Source organism: Selenomonas oralis, assembly GCF_051603425.1.
Classification (GTDB): Bacteria; Bacillota; Negativicutes; order Selenomonadales; family Selenomonadaceae; genus Selenomonas; species Selenomonas sputigena_A.
On record NZ_CP194411.1, the window covers coordinates 606,220 to 632,287 of the forward strand.

A 26,068-nucleotide genomic window follows, 5' to 3' on the forward strand; every position below is an offset into this window, starting at 1 on the left:
ACAGGGGGAACGATCTATGAAGAAAAGTACACAGATTCTTGGCTTGCCGGTCATCAGCATCACCGAAGGGCGTGAGCTCGGCATGAGCAAGACCTTGCTCATCGACGCAAAGAACGGCGCGGTTGCCGCCATCACGATTGAAGATGACGACTGGTATCGCGGCGTAAAGCTCCTGCCCTACGATTCCGTCATCGCCGTCGGCGAGGATGCCGTCACCATCACGAACAGTGAAAACATCCTGACGCTCGAGGATGCCGTCGATTTCGAAAACCTTCTCGACGAGAACGTCCGCATCATCGGCACAAAGGCCATCACGAAAGCCGGCACGATCCAGGGCTCTGTCACCGAAATCTACGTTGGAGACGACGGCAAGGTCGTCCAGTGTGAGATTACGACGCCGGACGGCACGACGAACGATATCGCAGCCGACGAGATTTCCATCTTCGGCAAGCAAGTCACTGTCATCGACGGCGGCAGCCTAGAAAAAAAAACATCTGACGTGATGCCCGCTGCAGCCGAACCTGCTGCGGAGCCGGCGTACGAGGAGCCGTCCGCCCCTGTCGAACCGGAGACTGCCCACGAGACCGCAGACTTTGAGCCGACGCCCGAGCCCGAGCCTGCGCCTGCCGTCGAGGAACCGCCGGTTCAAGAGCCTGCCATCGAGGCAGAACCCGAACCGATTCCGGAGCCTGCGGCTGACCCTGAGGATGCCGCTGAAAAGGCCGCAGCAAAGGCGACCGAGGATAGGCATCGCCGCTTCCTCCTTGGCAAGAAAGCATCGCGCACGATCTCAACCGACACCGGCGTAGTCATCGTCGAAGCCGGTGCCGACATCACCGAAGAAGTGCTGCAAAAAGCAAAGCTCGCGAACAAGATCATCGAGCTTTCCATGAACGTGCAGTAACAAACTCCGGACATACGAAAAGGAACCGCCCCTGCGGCTATGCCGCAGGGGCGGTTCCTTTTCGTATGTCGTCCGAGCCCTTAGAAGAATGTCGCCGCCACGAAATTTGTGAGATTCGCCAGCGGCTCGGGATAAACGCCGAAGACGAGCGTCAGCGCGACGCTCACGAGCACGCAGGCGCGCAGCGCGCCGGAGACCTTCACGGGCTGTTTCGGGCCTTCGCCGAGGTACATCGCCTTGACGACGAGCAGGTAATAGTAGACGGAAATCATCGACATGATGAAGCCGACAAAAGCGAGCCAGAGTTCTCCCTGATCGACGACAGCCGTGAAGAGGTAGAGCTTGCCCGCGAAACCCGCTGTCGGCGGTATGCCCGCCATCGACAGGAGAGAGATGGTCATGACGGCGGCAAGCACAGGCGCCGCCTTGGCAAGTCCCGCGACATTTGCCATATCCGGTTTGCCGCGCTGCGCCTCGACAGCGGTCAGAACGGCAAAAGCGCCGATATTGGCAAAAGCGTAAAGCGCCGTATAAAAGAGCAGCGCTTTCATGCCTGCCGCATCCGCTGCGACAACGCCGACGAGCATGTAACCGACCTGTGCGATGGAAGAGTAAGCGAGCATACGCTTCACGTCGTCCTGCACGACAGCCATGATGTTGCCGCCGATCATCGAGACGGCGGCGAGAACCGCCAGAAGCGAGAGCCATGCGCCGCCCAAGGGCGGAAATACGGCCAAGACGAGCCGCAGGAGCACGGCGAACGCCGCCGCCTTCGATCCCATGGCGAGAAGCGCCGCCACAGGCGCAGGTGCGCCCTCGTAGACATCAGGCGCCCACATGTGGAACGGAATCATCGACAGCTTGAAGAACAATCCTGCAAAGACGAGCGCCATGCCCACGATGCCGAGCGGCGTAAAGAGCCGCAGGCTGTCGGCGACCAGGGCAAAGCGCAGACTGCCCGCCGCGCCGTAGACGAGACTGACGCCGAAGAAAAGGATGCCGGACGCCGCCGCACCCAGAACGAGGTACTTGATCGCCGCTTCGCTCGAAAGCGCATCGCGCTGCCTGAGACCTACGAACACATAGAAAGAAATCGTCATGAGCTCAAGCCCGACGTACATCGTGAGGAAGTCGTTCGCCGACGCCATGACGCACATGCCGAGCACAGCGAAGACGAGGATCGCGTAAAACTCCGCGCGCGAACGCAGAAGCTTTTCGACGTAATCGCCCGAAAACAGCACGACGAGTGCCGAGCTCAAGAGGAAAAGCTGTTTGAAGAACACGGCGTAATTGTCCACGAGGTAAAGCCCCGCATAGAACGCAGCGTCCTCGCCGCTGTGGTAGAAGGAAAAGCCGTAGCCGAAGAGCGCCAAAAGCGCGACGACCGCGATCGCGGTAAGGCTCGTGCGCGGCTCCTCCTTCGGCAGCAGCACGCCCATCGCCAAGAAGAGCAGAGCAAGCGCGAGGAGACCGAGTTCGATGCCGATTGCTGAAAAATCCATGCTCAGTTCCCCCCTAAAAAGAAACGGATCTCGATCTGGCTCAACTGGTCAAGCATTGGCTGCAGCGGCTCCGTCCCCGTCGAAATCAGCCCCATGAGGAGCTGCGGGAACACGCCGAAGCCCACGAGCGCCGTGCCCAAGAGGACGAGCGGCATAAGCTCCGCGCCATGCATATCGCGATAGGCGTCGAACTTCTTGTCCGCCGGGCCGAAGAGCACTTTGGCAAGCAGGCGCAGCACATAGAGCGCCGTGAAGATGATGCCGGCAATCGCGAGCACCGCGAGAAGCGGGAACGCGGCAAAGACGCCGACGAAGATCGTGAACTCGGGCACGAAGCCGATGAGCCCCGGCAGACCCAGGGACGCCATGCCCGCGAGCATGAAGCCCGTCGCCAGGCGAGGCATCTGGTAGGCCAGCCCCTTGAGATCGTCGACCGTGCGAAGATGCGTCTTTTCATAGATGAAGCCGATCATCGCGAAGAAGAGCGCGCTCATCACGCCGTGCGCCACCATGTTGGCGACCGCGCCCGAGACGCTGACGACATTCAGCGCCGCAAAGCCCAGGAGCACATAGCCCATGTGCGACACGGACGAGTAACCGACGACGTACTTCAAATCCTTCTGCACAAGCGCGATGTAGGCGGCATAGAGCACGTTGCACATCGCGAGGAACGCGATCAACGGCGCCCAGAACTTTGCACCCACGGGCAGCACGAGCAACCCGATGCGAATGAGACCGTAGCCGCCGATCTTCTTCAGAACGCCCGCATGAATCATCGACACAGCCGTCGGTGCGCCGGCGTAGCCGTCGGGCGACCAGCTGTGGAACGGGAACATCGAGAGCAGAGAGCCGAAGCCGATCAGGAGCAAGAGGAACGCACCGATCTGGAAGATCGGGCTGAAGTGCCCCGCCTGCGCAGCGAGAGCCAGTATCTGCATATCGAAAGTTCGGCTGCCTGCGGGGAATGCCATAAGGTAGAGGCAGACGACGCCGACGAGCAGGAACGCCGAACCGATCAGCAGATAGATCGTGAGCTTCATGCCCGCATATTCCTTCGTCACGCGCTTCGTCGAACCGAAAAGAATGACGAGGATATAGATCGGGATGACGACGACCTCGTAGCACAAGAGGAAGATGAAGAGGTCGTTGGCGACGAAGGTTCCTGTAACGCCCGCAATCAGCACGAGCAGCAGGATGAAGAATTCCTTCGAGCGTTCCTTTACATGCCACGAGGAAAAGACAGCCGAGATGCCGATGAGCTCCGTCAAGAGGAGCAGCGGCAGCGAGATGCCGTCGACGCCGAGCGCGTAGGAAACGCCGAGATCGGTGATCCACGGCACGCGCTCCGTATACTGCATGCCGCCCGCCGCAAGGTCGTAGCCGAAATACGCCCAAACAGAGAGCCCGAAAGAAAACGCCATAGCGGCCGCCGCTACGATGCGTATGGCCGAGCGCGCCCCGCGGTTCAGGAGACACAGCAAAAGCGCCGCTGCCAAAGGCGTGAGCAGGATGACCGACAACACGGGAAAGTCCATCAGAAGCCACCTCCCACGAAGGCGATGCCGCCTGCATAATAAACGCCCAGAAGCGCGAGCAGAACCGCGCCGAGAATCAGCACCGTCGCATAAAACTGCGTCTGCCCCGATTCAAAGAAGGACAGGACGCCGCTCATAAAGCGTACGAGAAGACCGAGCGTATTCACAACACCATCGACGATATAGATATCAATCCAATAGCAGAGCTTGCCGAAACCATCGACAAAGACCCTGCGGAATCCCGCATAGATCTCATCGATATAGAACTTATGGTAGCTCAAGGTATACAGAAGGCCGAACTTTTCCGCCAGCACATCCGATGAAACCGTCTGCCGCACATAGATGAGCCAGGCAAGCGCAAAGGCCAGAAGCGTCAGCACGGTGGAAAGCACCGCCACCTGCATGTCGATGGCGCCTGCTTCCGGTTTTCCAAAGTAAACCCAGGCGCCAAAGCCCCAGTGATGCCCGAGCGCACCGCTCGTAACGGCAAGAGCCGAAAGAACGACGAGCGGCAGGCGCATCCACCAGCCTGCTTCGTGCGCATGGTACGCCGTGCCCGTACGGCACTTGCCCATAAAGGCGACGAAGAGCAGACGCGCCATGTAAAGCGCTGTCATAAAGGCGGTGACGGTCGCGAGGATGTAGAGCGGCGTTGACACCTCGGCAGCCGCAAAGAGGATCTCATCCTTCGAGAAGAAACCCGCGAAAGGCGGCAGCCCCGTAATAGCGAGCACGCCTATGGCCATCGCCGCAAAGGTCCAAGGCATCTTCTTCCAAAGACCGCCCATGCGGAAGATATCGGCCTCGTCGGAAAGCGCATGCATGACAGCGCCCGCTGACAGGAACAAGAGCGCCTTGAAGAAGGCGTGCGTCATGAGATGGAACATCGAGGCCGTCAGCGAACCGACGCCGAGCGCGAGCATCATGTAGCCGAGCTGGCTGACCGTAGAGTAAGCGAGGATACGCTTGATCTCACGCTGCGTCAAAGCGATGCTCGCGGCAAAAATCGCCGTGAAGCCGCCGACCCAGGCGATGAGATCCATGAGAAACGGCGAAGCCGCAAAGATGAAATAGGCGCGCGCGACGAGATAGACGCCCGCGACGACCATCGTCGCCGCATGAATCAAGGCGGAAACGGGCGTCGGGCCTTCCATCGCATCGGGCAGCCAGACGTGCAGCGGGAATTGGCCGGATTTTCCGATCGGGCCGATGAATACGAGGAACCCCGCAACGGTCAGAAACACCGTGCCCAGCGTCAGTGCCTCAAGAGGCACGAGCGTCCGAAGCGCCAGAAAATCGAGCGTGCCGAAATGAATCTGCAGCAGCAGGATGCCCAAGAGCAGGCCGAAGTCACCGACGCGCGTCGTGATGAACGCCTTCTTCGCCGCCTCGCGCGCCGACACGCGCTGGTAGTAGAAGCCAATCAAGAGATACGAGCAGAGCCCGACGCCTTCCCAGAATACGTAGAGCTGCAGGAAGTTCGAGGCCAGTACGAGCCCAAGCATCGACGCGACGAAGAGCGAGATGAACGAGAAGAATCGTCCCATTCCGGGATCGCCCTTCATATAGCCGACGGAATAAATCTCGACGAAGAGGGAAACCGTCGTGACGACGAAGAGCATCATCGCCGTGATGGGATCGACGAGGATGCCCATCTCCAAGACGAGATTGCCGACCATCACCCATGTAAGCTTCGCAACATGCGGCGCCTCAACCGTGATCGGCGTCGTCAGTACCGCAGCGATGACACCGCCCGAAAGCGCGAAGCTGGCAGCGATGGCCGCGACTGCAATCGCCGCCGCAAGGCGCGGCAGGGCGCGCAAAAAGCCTGCGGCGATGAAGGCAAGCCCCGGCAGGAGCGGAATAAGCCAAGCGTGACTCAAGGCGAAAGAGGAAAACATCATGCCACCCCCTAGCCTTTCATGCGCTGCAGCGCATCGAGCGAAATCGTATGGCTGTCATGGTAGATGCGGAAAGCGAGCGCTAACCCTACGGCAATTTCCGCCGCGCCGACCATCATGGAAAAGACAGCGAGAAGCTGTCCCTCAAGAGCCTCCACCGGGAGAAAGCGATTGAAGGCGACGAGATTCAAATTCGCCGCGTTCAGCATGAGCTCGACGCTCATGAGGACGACGATGAGATTTCTCTTTTGTATGAGTCCGAAAAGACCGATGGAAAAGAGGATTGCCGCCAATACGAGATAATGAAGGAGACCTACGCTCATTGTCCTTCCTCCTTTGCCAAAACAATCGCTCCGACAAGCGCCGCCAGAAGAAGCGTCGCCGCCAGCTCGAAGGTCATCACATATTCGCCGAGCATGAGGTCCGCGATTGCCTCGATCGTGCTGCCGGCGGAGCTTTGCGCCACCTCTGCAAACGGCGTCAGGTAGACGGCGGAAAAAACGACGGAGAAAAACAGTGCGGCCGCAACGGGCGCGGCAAACCAGCGCGCGTTGTCCGGGCTCGTCTCCTCACCGGGCGCATGACGCGTGAGCATCACGCCGAGCACGATGAGCACGGCGACGCCGCCCGCATAAATCATGAGCTGCGCCGCGCCGAGAAAGTCCGCACCGAGCTTGAAATAAAGACACGCAACGCCGATGAACGTGACCGTCAGGAGAAGCGCCGCATGCACAAGCTTTCTCGCCAGAACGACGCCAAAAGCCCCTGCGACCGTGACCGCTGCCAGGAGGTAGAACACCCCCGCGTCCAGAAATTCACTCATGCGGCTCGCCCCCTTTCTCCTTTTCCTCCGCTACTGCATCGTATCTCATATCTTCCTTGAAATACGACGCAATCGCAAAATCTCTGTCCCAAGAAATCGCTTTCGTCGGGCAGACCTCGACGCAGATGCCGCAGTAGATGCAGCGTCCGATATCGTGCCAATACTCCGCCATATGGCGTTTCTTCGCCTCGTCCGTCACGATGTGCAAATCGAGCGCCGCATTCGGACAGCTCATCGCACAGAGACGGCACGAGATGCACTTCTCCGTTTCCATCACCAGATGCCCGCCGCGGAAGCGTTCGGTCATCGGAATCTTTTCCTCGGGATAGGAAACGGTTTCCTTCTTCCCCCAGAGGTGACCCCATGTCACACCCAGGCCTTTACCCAATCCTTTGCCCCACAAAGTTCCTCACTCCTTTCGCCGAATTGCTTCCGCTCTAAAACATCTGCCAGAGCATCATGCCGATGCCTGTCAGAAGGACGTTCAGCATCGCCGCAGGCAGGAGAAGCTTCCAGCCGAAAGCGATCTGGTGATCGATGCGAAAGCGCGGAAAGGTCCAGCCGACCCATTGGAAGACGACGATCATGATGAATGCCTTGAGGAAGAACCAGAAGATTCCCGGCAAGAACGCAGGACCCTGCCAGCCGCCCAAGAAGAGCGTCGTCACGAGAATCGCGATGGAAAGGAGGTTCGCGAACTCAGCAAGGAAGAAGAGCGCCCAGCGCATGCCGCTGTACTCCGTGAAGGGGCCGGCGATGATCTCCGACTCACCCTCGAGGAGGTTGAACGGCGGGCGGTTGCTCTCGGCAATCATGCAGATGAATACGACGAGAAAAGCGAGCGGCTGCTTGAAGATATACCAGCAGTCCGCCTGCGCCTCGACGATGCGGCTCATATCCAAGGAGCCGGCCAGCATGACGACGCCCATGAGCGCGAAGCCGAGCGGCAGTTCATACGTCAGAAGCTGCGCGACGGCACGCATCGAGCCGATAAGGCCGTACTTGCTGTTCGAAGCGAAACCGCCCATGAAGAACGGCAGAACCGCCTGCGCCGAAATGGCGAGCAGGAGAAAAAGACCGATGTTCACATCGGCGAAAACCACGCCCGCATCAAAGGGATAAAAGGCGTAGAGCAGAGCCGCCGGCACAAAGACGAAAATCGGTGACAAACTCCAGAGGATGCGGTCGGCGCCGTTCGGCATGATGTCCTCCTTGCCCAGGAGCTTCAAGGCGTCCGCCACCGGCTGCAGAAGACCGCCCGGTCCCACGCGGTTCGGCCCCAGACGCACCTGGATGAAAGCGCAGACCTTGCGCTCGCCGAAGGTAAAGATGAGCGCCGCATTCATGACGACCATCAAGAGAACGGCGATGCCGAGAAGCGTCATGACGACCTCGGCGAGAAAAGCATCGCCAAGCGCCCCCGTCAAAAACAGGCGCAGTTCATTGATATAAGCATAGACGATACCCGTTTCCATCGTTCCACCTCCCTCAGCAGTCGACCTCGCCCATCAGCGGGTCGAGCGTCGAATAGACGACAACGGAATCGGCGATCAGCGCTCCGCGGCACAAGGGATCGAGCGCCTGCAAATTGATGAAGGAGGGGCGCCGGATGTGAACGCGATAGGGCTTCGCCGTCCCGTCGCTCACGATGTAGAAACCGAGCTCGCCGCGCGTGTTCTCCACGCGATGGTAAACCGATCCCTTCGGCGGGCGAAGGTTCGGCGAAACGACCTTGCGGCACGAACCTTCAGGCATCTCCTTCAAGGCTTGGCGGATGATCTTCGCACTCTCGCCGATCTCCTTGAGACGCACCTCGTAGCGATCCCAATCGTCACCAAGCGTGCCGACGGGAATCTCGAAGTCGAGGCGGTCGTAGACGCTGTACGGCTCGACGCGCCGGATATCGTAGGCGACGCCCGTCGCACGCAGGTTCGCACCCGAAAGAGAGAGCGTCTTCGCTTCCTCCGCCGTCATGGGCGAAACGCCCTTCATACGCGCATAAAAGATTTCGTTGCCTGTGATCAGGCGATCGTACTCGTCGAGCATCGCCGGTACATAGTCGAGGAACTCCTGCGTCTTTTCGATGAACTCCGGCGTCGCATCGTAAGCAACGCCGCCCAGGCGGATGTAACTCGTCGACATGCGGGCGCCGCAAATAAGGTCGAAGAGATCGAGCACCTTCTCGCGGTCGCGGAAAGCATAGACGAAAGCCGTCGCCGCCCCGAGATCGTTGAGGAGCGTACCGATAAAGATGAGATGGCTCGCAATGCGGTTGAGCTCTGCCGCGATGACGCGCAGATATTCGGCGCGAAGCGGCGGGCGAATGCCCGCGAGCTTCTCCACCGCCGTACACCAGGCGAGGTTGTTGTTCATCGAAGAAACGTAATCGAGCTTGTCCGTATAAGGCAGACACTGCGCATACGTGCGCGACTCCATGAGCTTTTCAATGCCGCGGTGAAGGTAGCCGAGGATCGGCTTCGCGCGCTCAATGCGCTCGCCCGAAAGCTCCAGCTCGACCTGCAGCACGCCGTGCGTACTCGGGTGCTGCGGCCCCATGTTTAAGACGTAGGTGCTTTTTTCAGCCATACAAGCTTACCTCCCTCCAGCTTCGGCTCCGGTGCGATGAAATCCTTGCGCAAAGGATGCGCCGGATAGTTGTCCGGCATCAGAATGCGCCGCAGATCGGGATGGTGGAGGAACTCCACGCCCATGAGATCGTAGACCTCGCGCTCCTCGAACTCCGCACCGGGATAGAGCGCCGTCGCCGACTCGATGACGGGCGCTACACTTTCAAGCGCGACTTTCACCTCGAGTTTTACATTCTCTTCCATATTATATAGATGGTAGACCATCTCGATATGGTCCTTCCAATCGACTGCCGTGAGGTTGCCGAGACGATCGAAGCCTTCCTTTTCCTTCAGCGTGCGCAGCACGGCGGGAAAATCCGCCGCCGCGACGACAAACGCAGGCTCTTCGGCCTCTGCGTCGAAAGTCGCCTTAGGAAAAACGGCGACAAGCTTTTCAAGACGTTCCTTGGAAAAATATGCCGTCGTCCTCATCGCGCCTCACCCCCCGCTCGCTTCGCACGTTCCGGGTGCTGAATCTTATCGCGCAGCTTGATCATCGCATCGATCAGAGCCTCGGGACGCGGCGGGCAGCCCGGCAGGTATAGATCGACGGGCAGCACCTCGTCAAGGCACTTGACCGTCGCGTAGGAATCCGTGAAAGGGCCGCCGTGGATGTTGCAGTTGCCCATCGCAATGACGAACTTCGGCTCAGGCATCTCCTCGTAGAGACGGATGAGGGGCGGCGTCATTTTCCAAGTCAAGGTTCCCGCAACGATCAAGAGATCCGACTGCCTCGGACACGCGCGAAAGACTTCGTAACCGAAACGTGCGAGATCAAAGCGCGATGCCGCCGTCGCCATCATCTCGATGGAACAGCAAGCAAGGCCCGAGGCGAGCGGCCAGATCGAGCGCGAGCGCGCCCATTTGAACACCGCATCGACCGAGGTCACGATCACATTCTCCCTGAGCGATGCAGGGACGAGATCCACTACTTCCATGCGAGATCCCCCTTCTTCCACGCATACCAAAGACCAAGCGCCAGTATTCCCATAAAGACAAACATTTCCAAAAACGCAAAAAGGCCGAGGCGCTCAAAAGAAACCGCCCAAGGATAGAGAAACACCGCCTCGACGTCGAAGAGGAGGAAGGCGAGCGCGTAGCGGAAGTAGCCGACATGGTACTGCACATCGCTCGATCCGACCGTATCGACGCCGCACTCATACGGCTTCTGCTTCTCCGGCGTCGGCTGACGCGGCTGCAGGATGCGTGCCGGCACGAGCACCATAAACGGAAAAGCGATCGCCACGACGAGAAAAAGCCCGAGTCCGCCGTATTCTCCCATAGAAACTCCCCCTTGTTATATGATAGCTTATAGTTATGATTCGATAAGTCGTGATAATTATTAGTATAATTTTTTTGCTTTTCACTGTCAAGTGAGAAAAAATACTGTCACAACAAGCAAAACCAGGGCATAAGCCCTTCCTGCAAAGAGGTTGGTGAATGAAGCGGCGCCTATATTCCGGCTCCCTCCGCCTCATTCCACGCCGCCAGCATCGCGCGCGCTGCCTTTTCCGGCTCCTCTGCGCCCGCCACGGCCGAGATCGTGAAAAAGCCCGCCGCCCCCGTCCGCCGCACGGCAGGAAGATCCGCGGCTCGGAGCCCGCCGCCGACGATCACGGGGCGCGGCGCCGCCTTCGTAAACGCCGCAATCTCCCCGAGACTGCGCGCTTCAAAGCGGCCGTCGGCATCGAAACCTGCATCGGGTTTCGACGCCGTCCGATAAAGCGGCCCCGTGCCGATGTAATCGGCGGCTTCGATATCCTCCGCTGCGAGATGCGGCAGATCCGCTGGATGCGCTGAAAGTCCGACAACGGCTTCCCTGCCGAGAAACTGCCGGCAGATATGCGCAGGTACATCCTTTTGTCCCACATGAACGCCTGCAACGGGCAGACCCATAGCGCGCGCCGCGAGAGCCACATCGAGCCGGTCGTCGACCAGAAGCGCCACGCGCCCTGCACCTCCCGCCTCCCCGATCGCACGCGCCATTGCCGCCAAAAGCGCCAGCTGCTCGCGCGCCTCCTGCCGCTTTGCACGCAGCTGCACAGCCGTGAAGCCTGCGCGCACGGCCGCAGCGACAACCGATGCAGCAGACCGCCCCCGCGTATCGTCCGGCCCCACAACGAGATAGGCGGACACATCCAACGCCTCGCGCCGGCCGGCTCCCTGCCCTCCTGCATGGCTCCCCGCCGCGTCCCAATTCATAAAGACTCTCTCCCCATAAAAAGCTTCCGATAAAAAAGCCGCGCGGCCCAGCAAGAGGCCGCACGGCTCAACATCCCTATTCCTTCACGCCAAAAGCATAGACCGTCTCAGCAGTCCACGTATCTCCTGAGCGCAGGAGCGGCTGCTCAAAATTCATATGATGCACCGCATCGGGATAATACTGCGCCTCCAGCGTAAAGCCCGCCCGCGGGCCGAATACCGTCCCGGCCTTGCCGCGCAGGACGCCGTCGAGATAATTTCCCGTGTAGAACTGCACCCCCGGCTGCGTCGTATAAGAGTGCAGCTCGATGCCCGTCTTGTCCGAAACGGCATACGCCATCTTATGCAGCCTGCTGTAATCAACCGGGCAGCCGGAGTCCGTGCCAAGACCGAGCGCCTTCGCCTCCTCGGCTGCCGGCGTCTTGTCGAGCGCAAAATTGTGGTCGTAGCCGCCCGCCCAACGCATCTGGCTGAACGGCGCATCAATGCGCGCCCCGATCTCCGTCGGCTCGCTGAAATCAAGCGGCGTTCCCTCAACGAGCAGGATGCGCCCATCGGGAATCGACTCATTGTCCGTCGGCGTATACTTCGCGGCGAAAATCCGTATCTTCTGGTCAAGCACCGAACCCGAACTGAAACCTTCCAGATTGAAATACGTATGCTGCGAAAGATTGCAGATCGTGTCGCCGTTCGCGACGGCCTCGTAACGAATCACAAGCTCGTTTTTTTCCGAAAGCCCATATGTCACAGCAACCTTCAGATCGCCCGGATAGCCGCCCTCGCCGGCGGGACTCATATAGTGCAGCGTCAGCTCGCCGCCCTTTTCCTCCGCCGTCCATGTCTTTTTGGCATAGCCGCCGAAATCACCACCATGCAAATGGTTCCTTCCCTCGTTGCACTCGAGCACATACGTCCCGCTCTCCAGCTGCAAATCGCCGAAAGCGATGCGCCCCGCCGAACGGCCCAGAACAGCGCCAAGGTACTTGTCATCCGCCTCATAACTTGCGATATTGTCATACCCGAGCGCCACATCAATGCCCTTGCCGTCCCTGTCCGGCACAACAAGTGACTGCAGGCGCGCGCCGTAATCCATGACGGAGAGCCTTGCCCCCCGGCTGTTTTCAAGCGTGTACAGCGTGATCTTCCTGCCGTCCTTGAGCTCACCAAATGCTTCTTTCGTTATCTTCGCCATCTGCCACACCCGTCTCTCGAATCACACGGGAAAGCGCCGCCCCTGCGGCATTCCCCCAATACCTCTGCGGCACACGGGCACAAAAACACCGCCCGATTGCCAAGCGTTACTGCTTCCCTGTTTCTTTCTCCACCAGTGCCAAAAAATCCTTCCCGGACAGCGGTTTTGAAAAATAATACCCCTGTATCGTATCGCAGCCGATGCCCACGAGAAAATCGACCTGCGCCTTCGTCTCGACCCCCTCGACCACGACACCCATGCGGAGATCGTGCGCCATCTCGACGACGCGGCGCAGAATGACAGGCGCGCGCTGCGAACCCTCGAGATCCTGCACGAAGACCATGTCTATTTTCAGAATATCGACCGTCACATTCTTCAGCAGATTGAGCGAACTATAGCCGCTGCCGAAATCGTCCATCAGCACCTTGAGCCCGACATCCTGCAATTTCCGCAAAGCGCCGAGGAGCTGCACGGGATTGTCCGTATAGGCCGATTCCGTGATCTCAAGACGCAGGAGGGACGGCGGCAGATCATACTTGTCCAGAAGCCCCACGATGGTATCGCAAAAATCCGTATCATAGAAATTCAGCCGCGAGACATTGACCGAAACAGGTATAAGAGGACGTCCCTTGCTGCGGCGCTCCGAAAGCATCCGGCAAACCTGTTCCCAAGCAAAGCGATCGAGACGCACGACAAAGCCGTTGCGCTCAAACAGCGGCACGAAGCGTCCCGGCGAGATAACGCCGGCGGTCGGATGCTTCCAGCGCACAAGAGCCTCGGCGCTCACAGCACGATTTTCCTTCGCACTATAGATCGGCTGATAGTAGACGCAGAACTGTCCTTCGGCAAGAGCCAATTCCATCTCCCGCAGCATCATCTGCTCCTCTAGGAACTTTTCACGCATCTTCGCATCATAATAGGCATAGCGCTTCTTATAATGCCCCTTGACCGTATTCAGCGCCATACGGGCGCGGTCGCACATCTGGTCGACAGGCAGGAAAACGTTATCCACCGGATATATGCCTACATAGAAAAGGATGTTGTTCTTTATTCCGAGCGAGAAAATCGCATTGTCTATGCCCTCAAGAAAGACATCGAGATCCAGCGTATCCTCCGGCATACAGACGGCGAAATGGTCCGCCTCCATGCGTCCGCAGGTGCCGATGCCTTCCGTAATGGTCTTGAAATACGTCCCCGCCGTCTTGAGAATCAGATTGCCCGTCTCGACATGGAACAAATCGTTGATAATCTTGAAGCAGTTGATATCGAAATAAAGAATATCATACTGCCTCTGCGGATTCTCCTGCAGGAGCGCCACGGTCTTTTCGTAAAACGCCTCGCGGTTGTATATGCCTGTCAGTGCGTCAATCTCAATGTAATGGCGCATCTCGAGGATCTGCCTCTCGCGCGCCGCCTGTTCGAGCTTTCGCCATTCGTTCTCCATGCGCGCCATGACATTTTTCACACGGCATCGCACGATCGTCGGGTCGTAAGGCTTCGTGATAAAATCCGCCGCCCCCATCTCCATGGCGCGCACTTCCACCTCGCGCTCGTTGCGGGCCGTCGTCACGATGACGGGAATATCTGCATACTGCCCATTGCGCTTCAGCGACGCGAGCACATCGAAGCTGTCCATACCGGGCATCACAAGATCGAGCAGAATGACATCCACGGCATGGGCTGCAACAGTCGCCAGCGTCTCCTCGCCGCTTGCTGCCTCGAGGATAAAATAATCATTTTTAAAAAACTGCGTGAGGATCGCTCGATTGATCTCCACATCATCGGCCACGAGCATGACAGGTTTCTTTTCCATGGAATCCCTTTCTCCTATTACACGATCTGAACTGTGTTTCCCCTTAGAATCGTTTACCATAACTTATGGAGAAAACACCACCGTCACCACTGCACCCGGATCAACGACGCTGTAAGGAGGCGCACTCTGGTACGTCGCACGCCCCGACCCCTCCGCCTCGAGCGTCACACCGATCTCGGCGAGCTTTTCCGCCACCTCACGAATCGTCATGCCTTCAAGGTCAGGCACAACAACCTTGCCGCTCGGCACATTCTTCGGCATCTTCGGCTGTTTTTTCGGCGGCTGCGGTTTCTGTGCGCGCTTTTCATCCATCTCAAGGAACGGATCGCTCGAAGGCTCGATATGCATATAGCGGAAAATCTGTGCAAAGATGGAGCCCGCAACAGGCGCCGCAATCTGCCCGCCATAGAAATTGCCGCCCGCCGGATCGTCCAAGATGACGAGCACGACGATGCGCGGATCGTCGACAGGAGCAAAGCCGCAGAACGATGCGATGTAATGCCCGTCCATATAGCCCGCGCCGTTCGGACGTATCTTCTGCGCCGTACCCGTCTTGCCGCCGATGCGGTAACCCTTGACCTGCGCCTTCTGCCCGCCGCCTGAGGCGACAACCTGCTCCAAGAGTCCGACGAGCGTCTTGGCCGTCGCCGACTGCAGCACACGGCGCACCTCATCGCGCTTTGTCTCAAGGTACAGCGAGCCGTCCGCATTCTCAATGGATTTCACGATATGCGGCTTCAGCAGGACGCCGTCGTTTGCAATCGCCGCCATCGCTGCAGCAAGCTGCAGCGGCGTCACAGCGATGCTCTGGCCGATCGCCATCGTTGCCATATCCGAATCACGCATATCTTCCGGAGCAAACAGAATGCCACTTTCCTCCGCCGGCAGCTCCACCCCCGTCGGCGAGCCAAAGCCGAAAAGCTTCGCATACTTCGTGAGCCTTTGTGCGCCTAGATCGAGCCCGACAAGTGCAAAGCCCGTATTCAGGGAATTCTTCACGACATCCGTAAACGTCACCGTGCCGAAGCTTTCACCGTTCCAATTCTGAATGCGGCGGCCTGAAACCATGACATAACCCGGATCGACAAAAAGCTGGTTCGGCGTGACGATTTTCTCTTCAAGCGCCGCCCCCGCCACAACTGACTTAAACGTCGAACCCGGCTCGTAAATCGAAGATACGGCCAGATTTTTCCACGTATCGCTGCCATACTTGCCAAACTCATTCGGATTGTACGAAGGACGCATCGCAAGCGCCAGGATATTGCCCGTCTTCGGATCCATGACAATGGCTGTCGCATGCTGCGGCGCATTCATCGCCATCGCCCGATCCAGCTCCTGCTCCACGATAAACTGTATGCTGCTGTCGATCGTCAGCGTCACCGTCTTGCAGCGGTCTCCTGTATACGCATCGTGCCGGAAAAGCGAATCCAGGATCGGGCGGCTCTTCATATCCGTCAGGACGAAGCTCTCCTCCGCCACCCCCTTGATCACAGCATCAAACTGCTGCTCTATGCCGTCAAGCCCCTTGTCGTCCGTACCGACAAAGCCCAGGACATTCGCTGCAAGCACATCGTTCGGATAATAGCGCTTCGCCTCGTCACGGAAACCAAGACAGTCTCCATACGACTTCTCACGCATCAGCTGCTTTACGGCATCCGACTGCTCCGGCTCCATGCGGCGCTTCACCCAGACAAAACCGCCGCCCTGGTCGATATCCTCAAGAATCTCCTCCACAGGAAGCTGCACGATAGGCGCAAGATCAGCCGCCAAGGCTTCCTCATCCTTCACATGGCTCGGATCGACGAAAAGCGACTTCGTCATCATCGATACAGCCAATTCCTTGCCGTTCGCGTCGAGAATTCTGCCGCGCGGCGACTGCAGGAGCCTCTCCTCCCCCGACTGCAGGCGCACGCGCTCCGCCATTTCCGCGCCCTTGACGATCTGCACCCAGCCATAGCGGCAAAGGACTACGAAAAAACCGACGAGCACCAAGAGTACCGTCATCTGCACATTATCCCGCACCCGCCGCCGACGCTTCTCGACCCGTTCCGCCTTACGGTTCACATTCAAAGCAAAAACTCCTTGCGTATATACATTGAACTTTTATTCACCTTATTATACTTATTATAGCACAGGCACAAAAAATAAGGGACACCAAAGCGTCCCAAATCACATCCTTCCCCACCCCCGGTTCCCACCATCGTCGTTGGAAGCATCCTGCCTGTCCTTCTTATCTATATACAGTTACTCAAACTTCGCATGTGAGAAATCCGCAGAGGTCCTTGAAAACCGTATGAACAAACTCATCTATGCGCGGTTCAGCCAAGAAGAATCCGAACGGCTCTTCAAAGTGATCTCTAAGCTCTTGGAGAGCACGAGAAATATGCGATAAAGACTTCACCTTTTTGCCGACACCCGCTTCATGCCGCGAAGCGACTCCTTCGCCCAAAAGAAGAACGCATGCGCGTCACCATAAGCATAGGCATGATCGGTAAAGGCCAAGAAAAGCTCCTCCATCGTATGCGGCCGATAACTATACGGACTCAAGGTCTCTGTATATGTTTCCATCTTTTTCGTACCATAAGCGGAAAAGAACTTCTTCACATCCTTGGTATTATCAAGCAGCATCTGCAGATACTTCCGCGCCGCCTCCTCTTTCCCCAGCTTGTAAGAAAGAAGCGCCATGGCAAGAGAAAGACGCGTCTCCTCCGCCCCATGATACTTTTTGAAAATCTTCTGAGCCGCTTTTTCCTCCTCAAGATACGCATAAATATGGATGAGCGTATAGCGAATACCGAGATTGTCCCTCGAACAAAGACGAAGCATCGACTCGCACTCCTTAGCGGCAAGGCGCATCTTGCGATTCACCAGCAAGGTTTCCACATACGCATGACAAACCCGCATATACGGGCGCGTTTCGACAATGAGCCAAAAATCGCCAACGGTCTCCTTGCAGAAATCCCCTTGCTCACGCAGCTGTTTCTCAGCCTTTTGCTGCAATTCACAAAGAAGCATCTCCTCCTCGTACGGATTCTTGGCCGTCATCTCGATTTCCGCCAGCGCCGCATCCACATGCTCGGGTTCAATCTCGCGCGCCTTCATTTTCCTGAATAGGCCGTGCCATCTCAAACTTCTAAGCCCAATGGTCTTCCGTAACTCATCACTCCACCAGAAAACACGGTTACCAGTTAACGGAAAAACAGATAGTTTTTGTATCGCAATCCTAAAACTATCTGTTTTTGAAACTTTATGGTATAATAATACAAACAGCAAGAGCGGAGGCGAAGATATCGTGATCGAGCGTCAAGAATATATGAAGCGGTTGATTGCTTTCAAGGACAAACAAGTCATCAAGGTCGTGACAGGAATCCGGCGATGCGGCAAATCCACTCTTTTAGAGATGTATCAAGATTGGCTGCACAAGCAGGGCGTGCAGGAAGAGCAGATCATCGCCATCAACTTCGAGGATATGGACTATGAGGATCTCACGGATCGCAAGGCACTGTATCAATATCTGAAAAGCCGGCTTGCTTCGAACAGGATGACGTACATCTTCTTGGATGAAGTGCATCACGTCCATGAATTCCCCAGGGTGGTTGACAGCCTCTATATCAAAAAGAATATCGACTTGTATATTACAGGATCGAATGCCTACATGCTATCGAGCGAGATCGCCAGCCTGATTGCCGGACGGTATGTCCTGGTCGAAATGCTTCCCCTTTCTTTCAAAGAGTATTGGGTGGGCGCAGGAAGACCAGCGGAGAAAGGGATTCTCTATACGGAGTATCTACAAAACAGCTCGTTTCCCTACGCACTGACGCTGAAAGACGATCCAAATGCAATTCGCGACTATTTGGAAGGAATATATAGCACCATCGTCGTCAAGGATATTGTGAACCGCAAAAGAATCACGGATGTCATGATGCTGAAGAGCGTCCTGCGCTTTATATTTTCAAGCATAGGCAGCCCGCTTTCCTCAAAAAAGATTGCAGATACGATGACCTCGGATGGCAGGAAGATTGATTCCAAGACGGTCGAAAAATATTTGATGTCATTCATGGAAAGCTATGTCATTTATCAGGCGAAACGATACGATGTAAAGGGCAGGCAATATCTGAGGACTCTGGAAAAGTATTATGCAGCAGACATCGGCTTGCGGTATCTTCTCCTAGGCACGCGCGACGTGGACGCCGGTCATATCTTGGAAAATGTCGTTTATCTGGAACTCCTGCGTCGTGGATATGACGTCTATATCGGCAAGGTGAATTCTTTTGAAGTGGATTTCGTGGCACAGGACAGAGCGGGAACGGTATATTATCAAGTCGCTTTGACAGTTCGCGACGAGTCCACACTGGAGCGCGAACTGCGCCCGCTCCGCTTGATTCGCGATCATTATCCAAAGATCCTTTTGACCATGGATGAAGATCCGGAAGCGCAATATGACGGAATACGGCGCATCAATGCCCGCGACTGGCTTCTGATGTGATCAGAGTTTCATAAATCTTGGTGTGGGAAGTTTGAGTAGATATCTTTACATCGCAATCCGAACAGCGTTTTTCATCATATATAATAGCATCATCGTCCGGTATTGCCATGCAGCCTCTCCTCTTAACAAGCCCATTATCGCCTTAAAGCATAAGGTTTTCCCTGGGGCACCGCCTCGCAGGCGCGATCGCAGTATTTCTGCAGCTCTATGTCTAAACTCCCACTGAATTTCAGGCACTCTTGTCACATACTGAATCCATATAAAGCAGTCCGCCGAAAATCTAAAGCCCATACTGTGATCAGTATATCACAACCCCCCGCCCCAGGAACTGCTCTCAAGAAAATGCACGGCGTTTTCCACTGGCATCAAGTCAGCCGCATCCTCCGTGCGAGAAATACATACAAGCGTCGCATCATCGCTGTTCCCACCATCTTCCCGCTTGCGTCCGCACCGTATTCCGGCAGAGTTCCGCCTGCCCCCGGATGCACTTCCAGCGTCCCCTCCTGGCTTCTCGAATGGACGTCGTCTTTCGAAAGACGCAAAGAATTGCTGGCAGAGAATCCTACAGCATCACGGAACACCAAAGTTTGACAGAACGATGCGACAATTAAACTTGCAATCTTCCCCCCCTTTCTTTGCTATGTCTTTTTCTTTGCAAAAACGGTTTACCTGTTATATAATATTGAGAGATGTGTGTTGATCGGCTATAAAATCTTATTTTCGGAGGTGTATATTTTTTGGCTTCAAACACAAAAAAATTACAGGTTATCCCCTTGGGCGGCCTTGGCGAGATTGGGAAGAACATGACGGTGCTGCGCTTTGGCGACGATATTCTCGTCATCGATGCGGGGCTCATGTTCCCGACGGAGGACATGCTCGGCATCGACCTCGTCATTCCGGATATCACATACCTTTTAGAGAACCGCGAGTGTATCAAGGGCATCGTATTGACGCATGGACACGAGGATCACATCGGCGCCCTGCCCTATGTGCTTAGCCAGATTGACGTGCCTGTTTACGGCACGCCGTTGACTTTGGGCATCCTCAAGGGGCGGCTCGAGGAGCGCAGTGTCTCTACGCAGAGCCTGCACCCCGTTATGGCGGGAGATCAACTCCGCCTCGGCTGTTTCTCGATCAAGTTCGTGCGTGTGAACCACAGCATTCCCGATGCTGTCGCCCTTGCAATCCGCACACCGCTCGGCACGATTTTCCACACGGGCGACTTCAAGATGGATTATACGCCAGTCGACGGCAAGCTGACGGACTTCAAGGCACTGTCTGAAATCGGCAACAAGAGCGTCCTGCTAATGCTTGCCGACTCGACGAATGCCGAGCGCACCGACCCTGTGCCGAGCGAGGCGACCGTCGGGCTCGCCTTTGACCGTGTCTTTCGGCGCGCACGCGGCCGCATCATTGTCGCGACATTCTCTTCAAACGTCTCGCGCATCCAGCAGATCATCGATTCTGCCGTGCGCTACCGCCGCAAGGTCGCCATCCTTGGCCGCAGCATGGTCAACGTCACGAATATCGCCATGGAACTCGGCTATCTGACAGCGCCGGAGGGCACGATCGTCGATATTGATGAAATCAATCGCTACAACGACAACCAGATCGTCATAGCGACGACGGGCAGCCAGGGCGAGCCGATGTCCGCCCTGACACGCATGGCGATGAGCTCGCACCGCAAGGTCAACATCACGCCGATGGATACCGTGGTCATCTCGGCCACGCCGATTCCGGGCAACGAGCGCTATGTCGGCAAGACGATCGATTTGCTTCTGAAGCTCGGCGCTGATGTCGTCTACGGCAAGAGCGAGGGCATCCACGTCTCAGGCCATGCGAGCCAGGACGCGCTGAAACTCATGCACAATTTGATCCGCCCGCGCTATTTCATGCCTGTGCACGGCGAATACCGCATGCTCGTCTGCCATTCCAAGCTCGCGCAGAGCCTCGGCATGCCCGCCGAAAACATTTTCCTCAACGAAAACGGCGGCATCCTTGAGCTCACGCGCAACACGGCAAAACTCAACGGCAAGGTGCAGTCCGGCATCGTGCTCATCGACGGTCTCGGCGTCGGCGATGTCGGAAACATCGTCCTGCGGGACCGCCAACAGCTCTCGCGTGAAGGCGTGATCATCGTCGTCGTGACGATCAACCGCTCCTCCGGGCGCATGGTTTCGGGGCCGGACTTCGTATCGCGCGGCTTCGTCTATGTCCGCGAGTCGGAAGAGCTTATGGAAAGCGCCAGAAAACGCGTTTTCAACGCACTCAAGAAGTGCGAGGACGACCATGTCACTGAATGGTCCGCCATCAAGACGACCATCCGCGACACCCTCGGGCGCTTCATCTTCGATGCTACCCGCCGTCGCCCGATGATCCTGCCGATCATCATGGAGGCCTAAGGACCAGTAAGACAGCAAGACAAGTCCCATATAAAAAGCGTGCAGACTGCTCTTTTCAGCGGTCTGCACGCTTTTTTCCTGGCCTTGCGTCACTGCCATTGCTGTATGGTTTACAGATATTCTTCCAGCCGTTCCCTGTCGAGAATCCGTATCGTGCGCGCTTCCACGGCAAGTATGCCTTCCTTCTGCATCGCACTGAGCTCGCGCGAGAGTGCCGGACGGGAGACAGCGAGATAAATCGCCGTGGACTCACGGCTTTCGGGCAAGCAGATCACATCATCCTGCCGCCTGGGCTGCAGCATCAGATAGCGGGCGATCTTGCCGCGCAGGGAGCCGCTGGCCAGGACCTTCAGCATATTGTTCATCTGATAGGCCTTGCTCGCAAAATCCCGCAGAAGGTTGCGCTGCAAAATATTTCGGAGCCGTATCAGACGCTCCTGCGAGGCCTTTGCCGTTTTGCCCGTACCTGCCAGCTCTTCCTCCCCCATCTCCGCGCCGCCCTGTGTCAGCATCCGACTTGAAATTTCCAGAAGCTCCGTTGGCACAAGCGCCTGGGTAAACATATCGTAGGCATGGCGCTCGATGAAAAGATAGACCTCGCCGAACATCACGCCGGGCTTCCGGATTTCCCCGAGAAAGATCTGCCGCCCCGAATACGTATCCTTGAGGATGCGTACCGCACCCGAAACGAGCAGGAAAAGCTTTTCCGGCACATCGCCTTCGTGGAAGATAATTTCACCCTTCTTGTAGCGCACGAGGCGCACCTGGCTCGACTCCAGAAGCGCCGCGATATCCTCATCCGTCATGCCGCGCGCTATGCTTGTCCCCTTGAGCTGTTCCGCAATTTCCCGGCGCATCGCCCTGTCCCTCCTGCCTTATGCCAACACATTATGCTTCATCGTAGCTTCCAAAGAACATACTATTTTCCGGCATACCGCCACACTCTCCATACAGAGATTCCGCCCCTGCTCTCACTCGCGGACAAGCACCTTCTCAATTTCCGCCACATACATCGTATGGTAATCCTTCTCAGGATACCACTTCTCATCCGGCAGCTTATCGATAAAGCAGGCGGGATCGAGCGGCTGCGCATAGAGCTTGCGGCAGAGAAGCGCCAAACGCGCCTCAGTGAAATAGGTGCGGCCGTTTTCCGAAAGCGGCGTAAGCCCCGCCTTCTTGATCTTGTCCTCCGTGCGCCCCGATACCGTGCCGAAATAATTCAAGGTCTGACGATAAGAACCGTCGAGTACGGAGAGTGCAAAGCCCTCGGCCTTGTCGACGAATTCCTTCGTATAGCGCTGCGGACGGATGAAGATAAAGACCACGGGCTTCCCCCAGAGCACGCCCATGCCGCCCCACGAAGCCGTCATCGCGTTGGCCTTTCCCTCCGCTTCGCCGGAAAGGAGAAGCCAATCCCCGCCGATCATCCGAAAAACATTGTCCTTGAGCTCCGTCGGTTGAATTTCCCTGAATGCCATGTTCATTCCCCCTGATTCTGTCCTTTTCTCTCAGCAAGCTGCGCGCATATCATGCCTTTTCCAGAAGCTCCGCCCGCCCTTCGGCAAACTTCACCTTGAAATCGCACTCCGCCAAGGTGCTCACGCGATGGGCAATCGAAAGGATCGTAATCTGCCCCTTGAGCTTCAGGATGGTATGCGTGATGCTTTCCTCCGTCTCGTTGTCAAGCGCCGAAGTCGCCTCGTCCAGGATCAGAACCTCCGGTTCCTGGTAAAGCGCACGCGCAATGCCGATGCGCTGGCGCTGCCCGCCGGAGAGACGCACGCCGCGCTCGCCGACCATCGTATTGGCTCCTGCAGGCTGCGCCGATACGAACTCATGCAGCTCCGCCATCTTGAGGACGCGCTCCACCTTTTCGTCGTCAATATTCTCCGTCCGCATGCCCAGCGCAATATTCTCGCGAATCGTCCCATCGATGAGATAAATCGTCTGCGGCACATAGGCAAGGTTCGCCTGCCAGGCGCGGATATCCTGCTGAATATCCACCCCATCGACCTTGATGCTGCCGCGCACCGGCTTCAGCAGCCCCAGCAGGATGTCGACAAAGGTCGTCTTTCCCGCCCCGGACGGCCCGACAATGCCGACAAAAGCGCCTTTCGGCACACGAAAGCTCACATCCTGCAGGACGAGCTGTCCCGTGCCGGGATAGCTGAACTCCAGATGCTCCACGGAAAGCTCCTGCCGAAACCCCATCTTGCCCGAATCGAGCGCAAGCTGCAATTCCCGCTGATGCACAGCGCGGCTTTTGATCGCAAGGAATTCGCGGTAAAGCTCGTCGAAAAGCGGCATCTGGAACTTGATGCCGTTGGCGAGGTTCACGATGCGGTTCGCGCTCGGCATCAGGCGAAAGGCCGCGAGAGCCAAAACGCCCAGCAGCGGCACGATATCCATCGGCGCCGTTCCCATGGCCAGCTTTACGACAATCATGACGAGCAAAGCACAGACGACAAGCGTCTCGATGATCATGCGCGGCAACTGTGACAAAAAGAGAAATTTGCGATTGGCATTCCCGTATAATTCATAACTGCGCAGAAACTCATGCAAAAAGAACCGTTCCCGACGCATGACCTTCGTTTCTTTAATCGCCCCCAGACCCTGGTTGAGCCATTTAAGATAGATCGCCGCATAATCATTTTGGATGCGCCCCACCTCGGCAATTTTGCGGCGGAAAGATTTCAGCAGCGCATAGATCAGTGCAGCCATAAGCCCTGCAACGACAACAGCCGTAAACGCATCCAAAAAAACAAGCATCAGCCAAATCGTTCCCGCCGTGATGAATTCTGTCAAAAGCATAAACGTCGGGATGAGAATTGCAGAGAATACAACCTGCCCTCCCGCACTCACATTGCGAAGCAACGTGGCCGTATTATGGCTTAAATGAAAAAAATACGGCTTGGACAAATAATTCGCCAGCAACTGCCCTGAAAAATAAATTTGGTATTTCAGCGAAAAATCAATCTGCAGCTTCGCCTGCCATGCCATATAGAGATTCTTCACGATGTACACAAGGATAAGCCCGACAGCGCCCGCGATGATCAAGTCCGTATGATCCTCTATGCCCAGAAGAGATGTCCCCCACTGCAGTTCTGCATGGCGGTCGAGGAAATCCGGCTGTCCCATCACAGAAATCAGCGGCAGAATGGCACCAATTCCCACGGCCTCGAGCATGGCGCCCACGACCATCGCAAAGACGATGAGCGCGCACTGCCTGAGCTGCGCCGGTGTAAAGATTGTAAAGACCTTAAAGAATGATTTCATATCCCTCTTCCCATCTCAATCATCTTCCTCTTCCCTGCGGATCCCATAGGCGGCGAGAGCCTCTGCCGCTTTATCCTCGTCCACGCCCTCTGTACTGCCCTTCTGGAAGAGCACGCGAACCGTCTGAATGATGATCACGAGATCCGTAAAAAGATCGCAGTGCTGCACATACATGAGGTCATAGACGAGCTTGTCATACGCCGTTGTATTGTACTTGCCATAGACCTGGGCCAAGCCGGTGATTCCCGGCTTCACATTATGGCGGTAGGCATATTCCGGCGTGTCCTCTTGGAATTGCTTTACGAAGAAGGGGCGTTCGGGGCGCGGGCCGACAACGCTCATTTCCCCTTTCAGGACATTGATAAACTGCGGCAGCTCATCCAGGCGCACCGCGCGCAGAAAGCGTCCCACCTTCGTGATACGCGGATCGTTCTCCCCCGCCATCACCGGGCCGCTCGCCTTCTCCGCATCCTGGCGCATGCTGCGAAATTTATAAACCTTGAACTCCTTGCCATACCGTCCGGTACGCACCTGTTTGTAAAAAACCGGCCCCTTGCTGTCCAGCTTGATGGCCAGTGCAACGGCAAGCATCGGCAAAGCCGTCAAAACAAGCGCGGCCAAGGAGAAAAAAATATCTAAAATCCGTTTCAGGGAGCGGCGCTCCAAAGACGGGTTCAGATACTGCGGCCGAAAAAACGGGATGTCGTCGATCTTATCGATCGTCAGTCCGCTGCAGTAAAGCTCATAGACGGACGGCGCGAGCAGAACCTCTTTCTGCTGCTCCTGACAGCAGCCGACAATCTCGGATTTTTTCGTAATCTCCACATCATCACAGAGGATGACAAGATTCACGAGCAGCACAGCCTCCCGCCATGCCTCGTTCTCCGCCCCATCCGTCGCGATATGGCGCACGCGGATGCCAAGCTCCGGCGTGCTCGAAAGCCGCATCAACACCCTCGCACAAGCCTTCTCACTGCCGATGACAAGCGCCTCCCGCGGCACCATGATGAAGCGCTCCAAGCGCCACATCGTCCAGAGCCAAAGACCGAGCAGGATGAACTCATAAACAGCCGTCATGAGCAGCACGCTTCTCGAATAGCTGAACGCACGGAAAAAGAAATTCACCGCCATCATGATGACGAGCGTATAAAAGACAGAAAGCGCTACCCCGATAAAAATCTCGCCGAAGCGTTTGCGCGCAAGGGAAAACAGTCCATAAACACCAAAAAGGATGCCGATCAGAATCAAATTCATCGGCATCATCTGAAAATATACCTCGGTGGAAAATGCCGCCGGATAAACGGCCAGCACCGTCTGCAAAGCGAGATAAACGGCCAGCGCCGTCAGGGACAAGACCCCGCCGAGGAGCATGACCTTTCGGAACGTAGGAAACTTTTCCAGCATG

23 protein-coding genes are annotated in these 26,068 nt (G+C 56.7%); 3 read left to right on the top strand and 20 right to left on the bottom strand.

Features of this window, described 5'->3' with window-relative positions; translation table 11 throughout:
* Window positions 1-16: 16 nt before the first annotated feature.
* Window positions 17-904, top strand: a complete 888-nt coding sequence (locus tag ACRTGH_RS02890) for a PRC-barrel domain-containing protein (RefSeq protein ID WP_368846966.1) — start codon at window positions 17-19, stop codon at window positions 902-904.
* Between the two features lie 80 nt (window positions 905-984).
* On the opposite strand, the gene ACRTGH_RS02895 is transcribed toward ACRTGH_RS02890, so the two are convergent.
* From ACRTGH_RS02895 to ACRTGH_RS02970, 16 genes are all read right to left on the bottom strand, one after another.
* On the bottom strand, window positions 985-2,406 hold the full coding sequence (locus ACRTGH_RS02895) for an NADH-quinone oxidoreductase subunit N (RefSeq protein WP_368846965.1): 1,422 nt from the start codon (window positions 2,404-2,406) through the stop codon (window positions 985-987).
* 2 nt (window positions 2,407-2,408) lie between these two features.
* Window positions 2,409-3,941: a complex I subunit 4 family protein gene (locus ACRTGH_RS02900; RefSeq protein ID WP_368846964.1), complete on the bottom strand. Its 1,533-nt coding sequence runs from the start codon at window positions 3,939-3,941 to the stop codon at window positions 2,409-2,411.
* Window positions 3,941-5,842 (bottom strand): NADH-quinone oxidoreductase subunit L, encoded by a 1,902-nt coding sequence (gene nuoL / locus ACRTGH_RS02905; RefSeq protein WP_368846963.1) that lies wholly within the window; start codon window positions 5,840-5,842, stop codon window positions 3,941-3,943. The genes ACRTGH_RS02900 and nuoL overlap by 1 nt, the downstream gene beginning before the upstream one ends.
* Before the next feature lie 11 nt (window positions 5,843-5,853).
* A complete protein-coding gene (nuoK, locus tag ACRTGH_RS02910; RefSeq protein ID WP_368846962.1) occupies window positions 5,854-6,165 on the bottom strand; it encodes an NADH-quinone oxidoreductase subunit NuoK in 312 nt (103 codons plus the stop codon).
* Window positions 6,162-6,665 carry an NADH-quinone oxidoreductase subunit J family protein gene (locus ACRTGH_RS02915; RefSeq protein ID WP_368846961.1) on the bottom strand — a complete coding sequence of 168 codons (504 nt, stop codon included), beginning with the start codon at window positions 6,663-6,665 and terminating at the stop codon, window positions 6,162-6,164. Before ACRTGH_RS02915 ends, nuoK begins: the two co-directional genes overlap by 4 nt.
* On the bottom strand, window positions 6,658-7,053 hold the full coding sequence (locus tag ACRTGH_RS02920; RefSeq protein WP_438474609.1) for a 4Fe-4S binding protein: 396 nt from the start codon (window positions 7,051-7,053) through the stop codon (window positions 6,658-6,660). The genes ACRTGH_RS02915 and ACRTGH_RS02920 overlap by 8 nt, the downstream gene beginning before the upstream one ends.
* Window positions 7,054-7,102: 49 nt before the next feature.
* Window positions 7,103-8,140 carry an NADH-quinone oxidoreductase subunit NuoH gene (gene nuoH, locus ACRTGH_RS02925; RefSeq protein ID WP_368846959.1) on the bottom strand — a complete coding sequence of 346 codons (1,038 nt, stop codon included), beginning with the start codon at window positions 8,138-8,140 and terminating at the stop codon, window positions 7,103-7,105.
* 13 nt (window positions 8,141-8,153) lie between these two features.
* Window positions 8,154-9,251: an NADH-quinone oxidoreductase subunit D gene (locus ACRTGH_RS02930; protein ID WP_368846958.1), complete on the bottom strand. Its 1,098-nt coding sequence runs from the start codon at window positions 9,249-9,251 to the stop codon at window positions 8,154-8,156.
* A complete protein-coding gene (locus ACRTGH_RS02935) occupies window positions 9,224-9,724 on the bottom strand; it encodes an NADH-quinone oxidoreductase subunit C (RefSeq protein ID WP_368846957.1) in 501 nt (166 codons plus the stop codon). The genes ACRTGH_RS02930 and ACRTGH_RS02935 overlap by 28 nt, the downstream gene beginning before the upstream one ends.
* Complete coding sequence (locus ACRTGH_RS02940) at window positions 9,721-10,230, bottom strand: NADH-quinone oxidoreductase subunit B (protein WP_368846956.1); 510 nt, start codon at window positions 10,228-10,230, stop codon at window positions 9,721-9,723. The genes ACRTGH_RS02935 and ACRTGH_RS02940 overlap by 4 nt, the downstream gene beginning before the upstream one ends.
* Window positions 10,221-10,574, bottom strand: a complete 354-nt coding sequence (locus tag ACRTGH_RS02945; RefSeq protein ID WP_368846955.1) for an NADH-quinone oxidoreductase subunit A — start codon at window positions 10,572-10,574, stop codon at window positions 10,221-10,223. Before ACRTGH_RS02945 ends, ACRTGH_RS02940 begins: the two co-directional genes overlap by 10 nt.
* A gap of 170 nt (window positions 10,575-10,744) precedes the next feature.
* Window positions 10,745-11,494, bottom strand: coding sequence for a thiamine phosphate synthase (locus ACRTGH_RS02950; protein ID WP_368846954.1), 750 nt, complete (start codon window positions 11,492-11,494; stop codon window positions 10,745-10,747).
* A 76-nt stretch (window positions 11,495-11,570) separates the two neighbouring features.
* Window positions 11,571-12,686: an aldose epimerase family protein gene (locus ACRTGH_RS02955; RefSeq protein ID WP_368846953.1), complete on the bottom strand. Its 1,116-nt coding sequence runs from the start codon at window positions 12,684-12,686 to the stop codon at window positions 11,571-11,573.
* A gap of 106 nt (window positions 12,687-12,792) precedes the next feature.
* A complete protein-coding gene (locus ACRTGH_RS02960) occupies window positions 12,793-14,499 on the bottom strand; it encodes a two-component system response regulator (protein WP_368846952.1) in 1,707 nt (568 codons plus the stop codon).
* 63 nt (window positions 14,500-14,562) lie between these two features.
* A complete protein-coding gene (locus ACRTGH_RS02965; protein WP_488657294.1) occupies window positions 14,563-16,503 on the bottom strand; it encodes a penicillin-binding protein in 1,941 nt (646 codons plus the stop codon).
* 393 nt (window positions 16,504-16,896) lie between these two features.
* The gene (locus ACRTGH_RS02970) at window positions 16,897-17,601 is read right to left on the bottom strand and encodes a hypothetical protein (protein ID WP_368846950.1); all 705 of its coding nucleotides are present in this window, start codon (window positions 17,599-17,601) and stop codon (window positions 16,897-16,899) included.
* A gap of 190 nt (window positions 17,602-17,791) precedes the next feature.
* On the opposite strand from ACRTGH_RS02970, the gene ACRTGH_RS02975 reads away from it, so the two are divergent.
* A complete protein-coding gene (locus ACRTGH_RS02975; protein WP_368846949.1) occupies window positions 17,792-18,985 on the top strand; it encodes an ATP-binding protein in 1,194 nt (397 codons plus the stop codon).
* A gap of 737 nt (window positions 18,986-19,722) precedes the next feature.
* Complete coding sequence (locus ACRTGH_RS02980) at window positions 19,723-21,387, top strand: ribonuclease J (protein WP_368846948.1); 1,665 nt, start codon at window positions 19,723-19,725, stop codon at window positions 21,385-21,387.
* 110 nt (window positions 21,388-21,497) lie between these two features.
* On the opposite strand, the gene ACRTGH_RS02985 is transcribed toward ACRTGH_RS02980, so the two are convergent.
* From ACRTGH_RS02985 to ACRTGH_RS03000, 4 genes are all read right to left on the bottom strand, one after another.
* Entirely contained in the window at window positions 21,498-22,244 is a 747-nt protein-coding gene (locus ACRTGH_RS02985) for a Crp/Fnr family transcriptional regulator (protein WP_368846947.1), read from the bottom strand.
* A 114-nt stretch (window positions 22,245-22,358) separates the two neighbouring features.
* The gene (locus ACRTGH_RS02990; protein WP_368846946.1) at window positions 22,359-22,865 is read right to left on the bottom strand and encodes a flavin reductase family protein; all 507 of its coding nucleotides are present in this window, start codon (window positions 22,863-22,865) and stop codon (window positions 22,359-22,361) included.
* Window positions 22,866-22,914: 49 nt separating this feature from the next.
* Window positions 22,915-24,663, bottom strand: a complete 1,749-nt coding sequence (locus tag ACRTGH_RS02995) for an ABC transporter ATP-binding protein (RefSeq protein WP_368846945.1) — start codon at window positions 24,661-24,663, stop codon at window positions 22,915-22,917.
* A gap of 15 nt (window positions 24,664-24,678) precedes the next feature.
* Complete coding sequence (locus ACRTGH_RS03000) at window positions 24,679-26,067, bottom strand: sugar transferase (protein ID WP_368846944.1); 1,389 nt, start codon at window positions 26,065-26,067, stop codon at window positions 24,679-24,681.
* Window position 26,068: the final 1 nt, after the last annotated feature.

Bases quoted from the DNA above. Each gene is read 5' to 3' on its own strand.
- ACRTGH_RS02890 (WP_368846966.1), top strand. From the start codon at position 17: ATGAAGAAAAGTACACAGATTCTTGGCTTGCCGGTCATCAGCATCACC.
- ACRTGH_RS02895 (WP_368846965.1), bottom strand. From the start codon at position 2,406: ATGGATTTTTCAGCAATCGGCATCGAACTCGGTCTCCTCGCGCTTGCT.
- ACRTGH_RS02900 (WP_368846964.1), bottom strand. From the start codon at position 3,941: ATGGACTTTCCCGTGTTGTCGGTCATCCTGCTCACGCCTTTGGCAGCG.
- nuoL (WP_368846963.1), bottom strand. From the start codon at position 5,842: ATGTTTTCCTCTTTCGCCTTGAGTCACGCTTGGCTTATTCCGCTCCTG.
- nuoK (WP_368846962.1), bottom strand. From the start codon at position 6,165: ATGAGCGTAGGTCTCCTTCATTATCTCGTATTGGCGGCAATCCTCTTT.
- ACRTGH_RS02915 (WP_368846961.1), bottom strand. From the start codon at position 6,665: ATGAGTGAATTTCTGGACGCGGGGGTGTTCTACCTCCTGGCAGCGGTC.
- nuoH (WP_368846959.1), bottom strand. From the start codon at position 8,140: ATGGAAACGGGTATCGTCTATGCTTATATCAATGAACTGCGCCTGTTT.
- ACRTGH_RS02930 (WP_368846958.1), bottom strand. From the start codon at position 9,251: ATGGCTGAAAAAAGCACCTACGTCTTAAACATGGGGCCGCAGCACCCG.
- ACRTGH_RS02935 (WP_368846957.1), bottom strand. From the start codon at position 9,724: ATGAGGACGACGGCATATTTTTCCAAGGAACGTCTTGAAAAGCTTGTC.
- ACRTGH_RS02940 (WP_368846956.1), bottom strand. From the start codon at position 10,230: ATGGAAGTAGTGGATCTCGTCCCTGCATCGCTCAGGGAGAATGTGATC.
- ACRTGH_RS02945 (WP_368846955.1), bottom strand. From the start codon at position 10,574: ATGGGAGAATACGGCGGACTCGGGCTTTTTCTCGTCGTGGCGATCGCT.
- ACRTGH_RS02950 (WP_368846954.1), bottom strand. From the start codon at position 11,494: ATGAATTGGGACGCGGCGGGGAGCCATGCAGGAGGGCAGGGAGCCGGC.
- ACRTGH_RS02955 (WP_368846953.1), bottom strand. From the start codon at position 12,686: ATGGCGAAGATAACGAAAGAAGCATTTGGTGAGCTCAAGGACGGCAGG.
- ACRTGH_RS02960 (WP_368846952.1), bottom strand. From the start codon at position 14,499: ATGGAAAAGAAACCTGTCATGCTCGTGGCCGATGATGTGGAGATCAAT.
- ACRTGH_RS02965 (WP_488657294.1), bottom strand. From the start codon at position 16,503: ATGACGGTACTCTTGGTGCTCGTCGGTTTTTTCGTAGTCCTTTGCCGC.
- ACRTGH_RS02970 (WP_368846950.1), bottom strand. From the start codon at position 17,601: ATGAAGGCGCGCGAGATTGAACCCGAGCATGTGGATGCGGCGCTGGCG.
- ACRTGH_RS02985 (WP_368846947.1), bottom strand. From the start codon at position 22,244: ATGCGCCGGGAAATTGCGGAACAGCTCAAGGGGACAAGCATAGCGCGC.
- ACRTGH_RS02990 (WP_368846946.1), bottom strand. From the start codon at position 22,865: ATGGCATTCAGGGAAATTCAACCGACGGAGCTCAAGGACAATGTTTTT.
- ACRTGH_RS02995 (WP_368846945.1), bottom strand. From the start codon at position 24,663: ATGAAATCATTCTTTAAGGTCTTTACAATCTTTACACCGGCGCAGCTC.
- ACRTGH_RS03000 (WP_368846944.1), bottom strand. From the start codon at position 26,067: ATGCTGGAAAAGTTTCCTACGTTCCGAAAGGTCATGCTCCTCGGCGGG.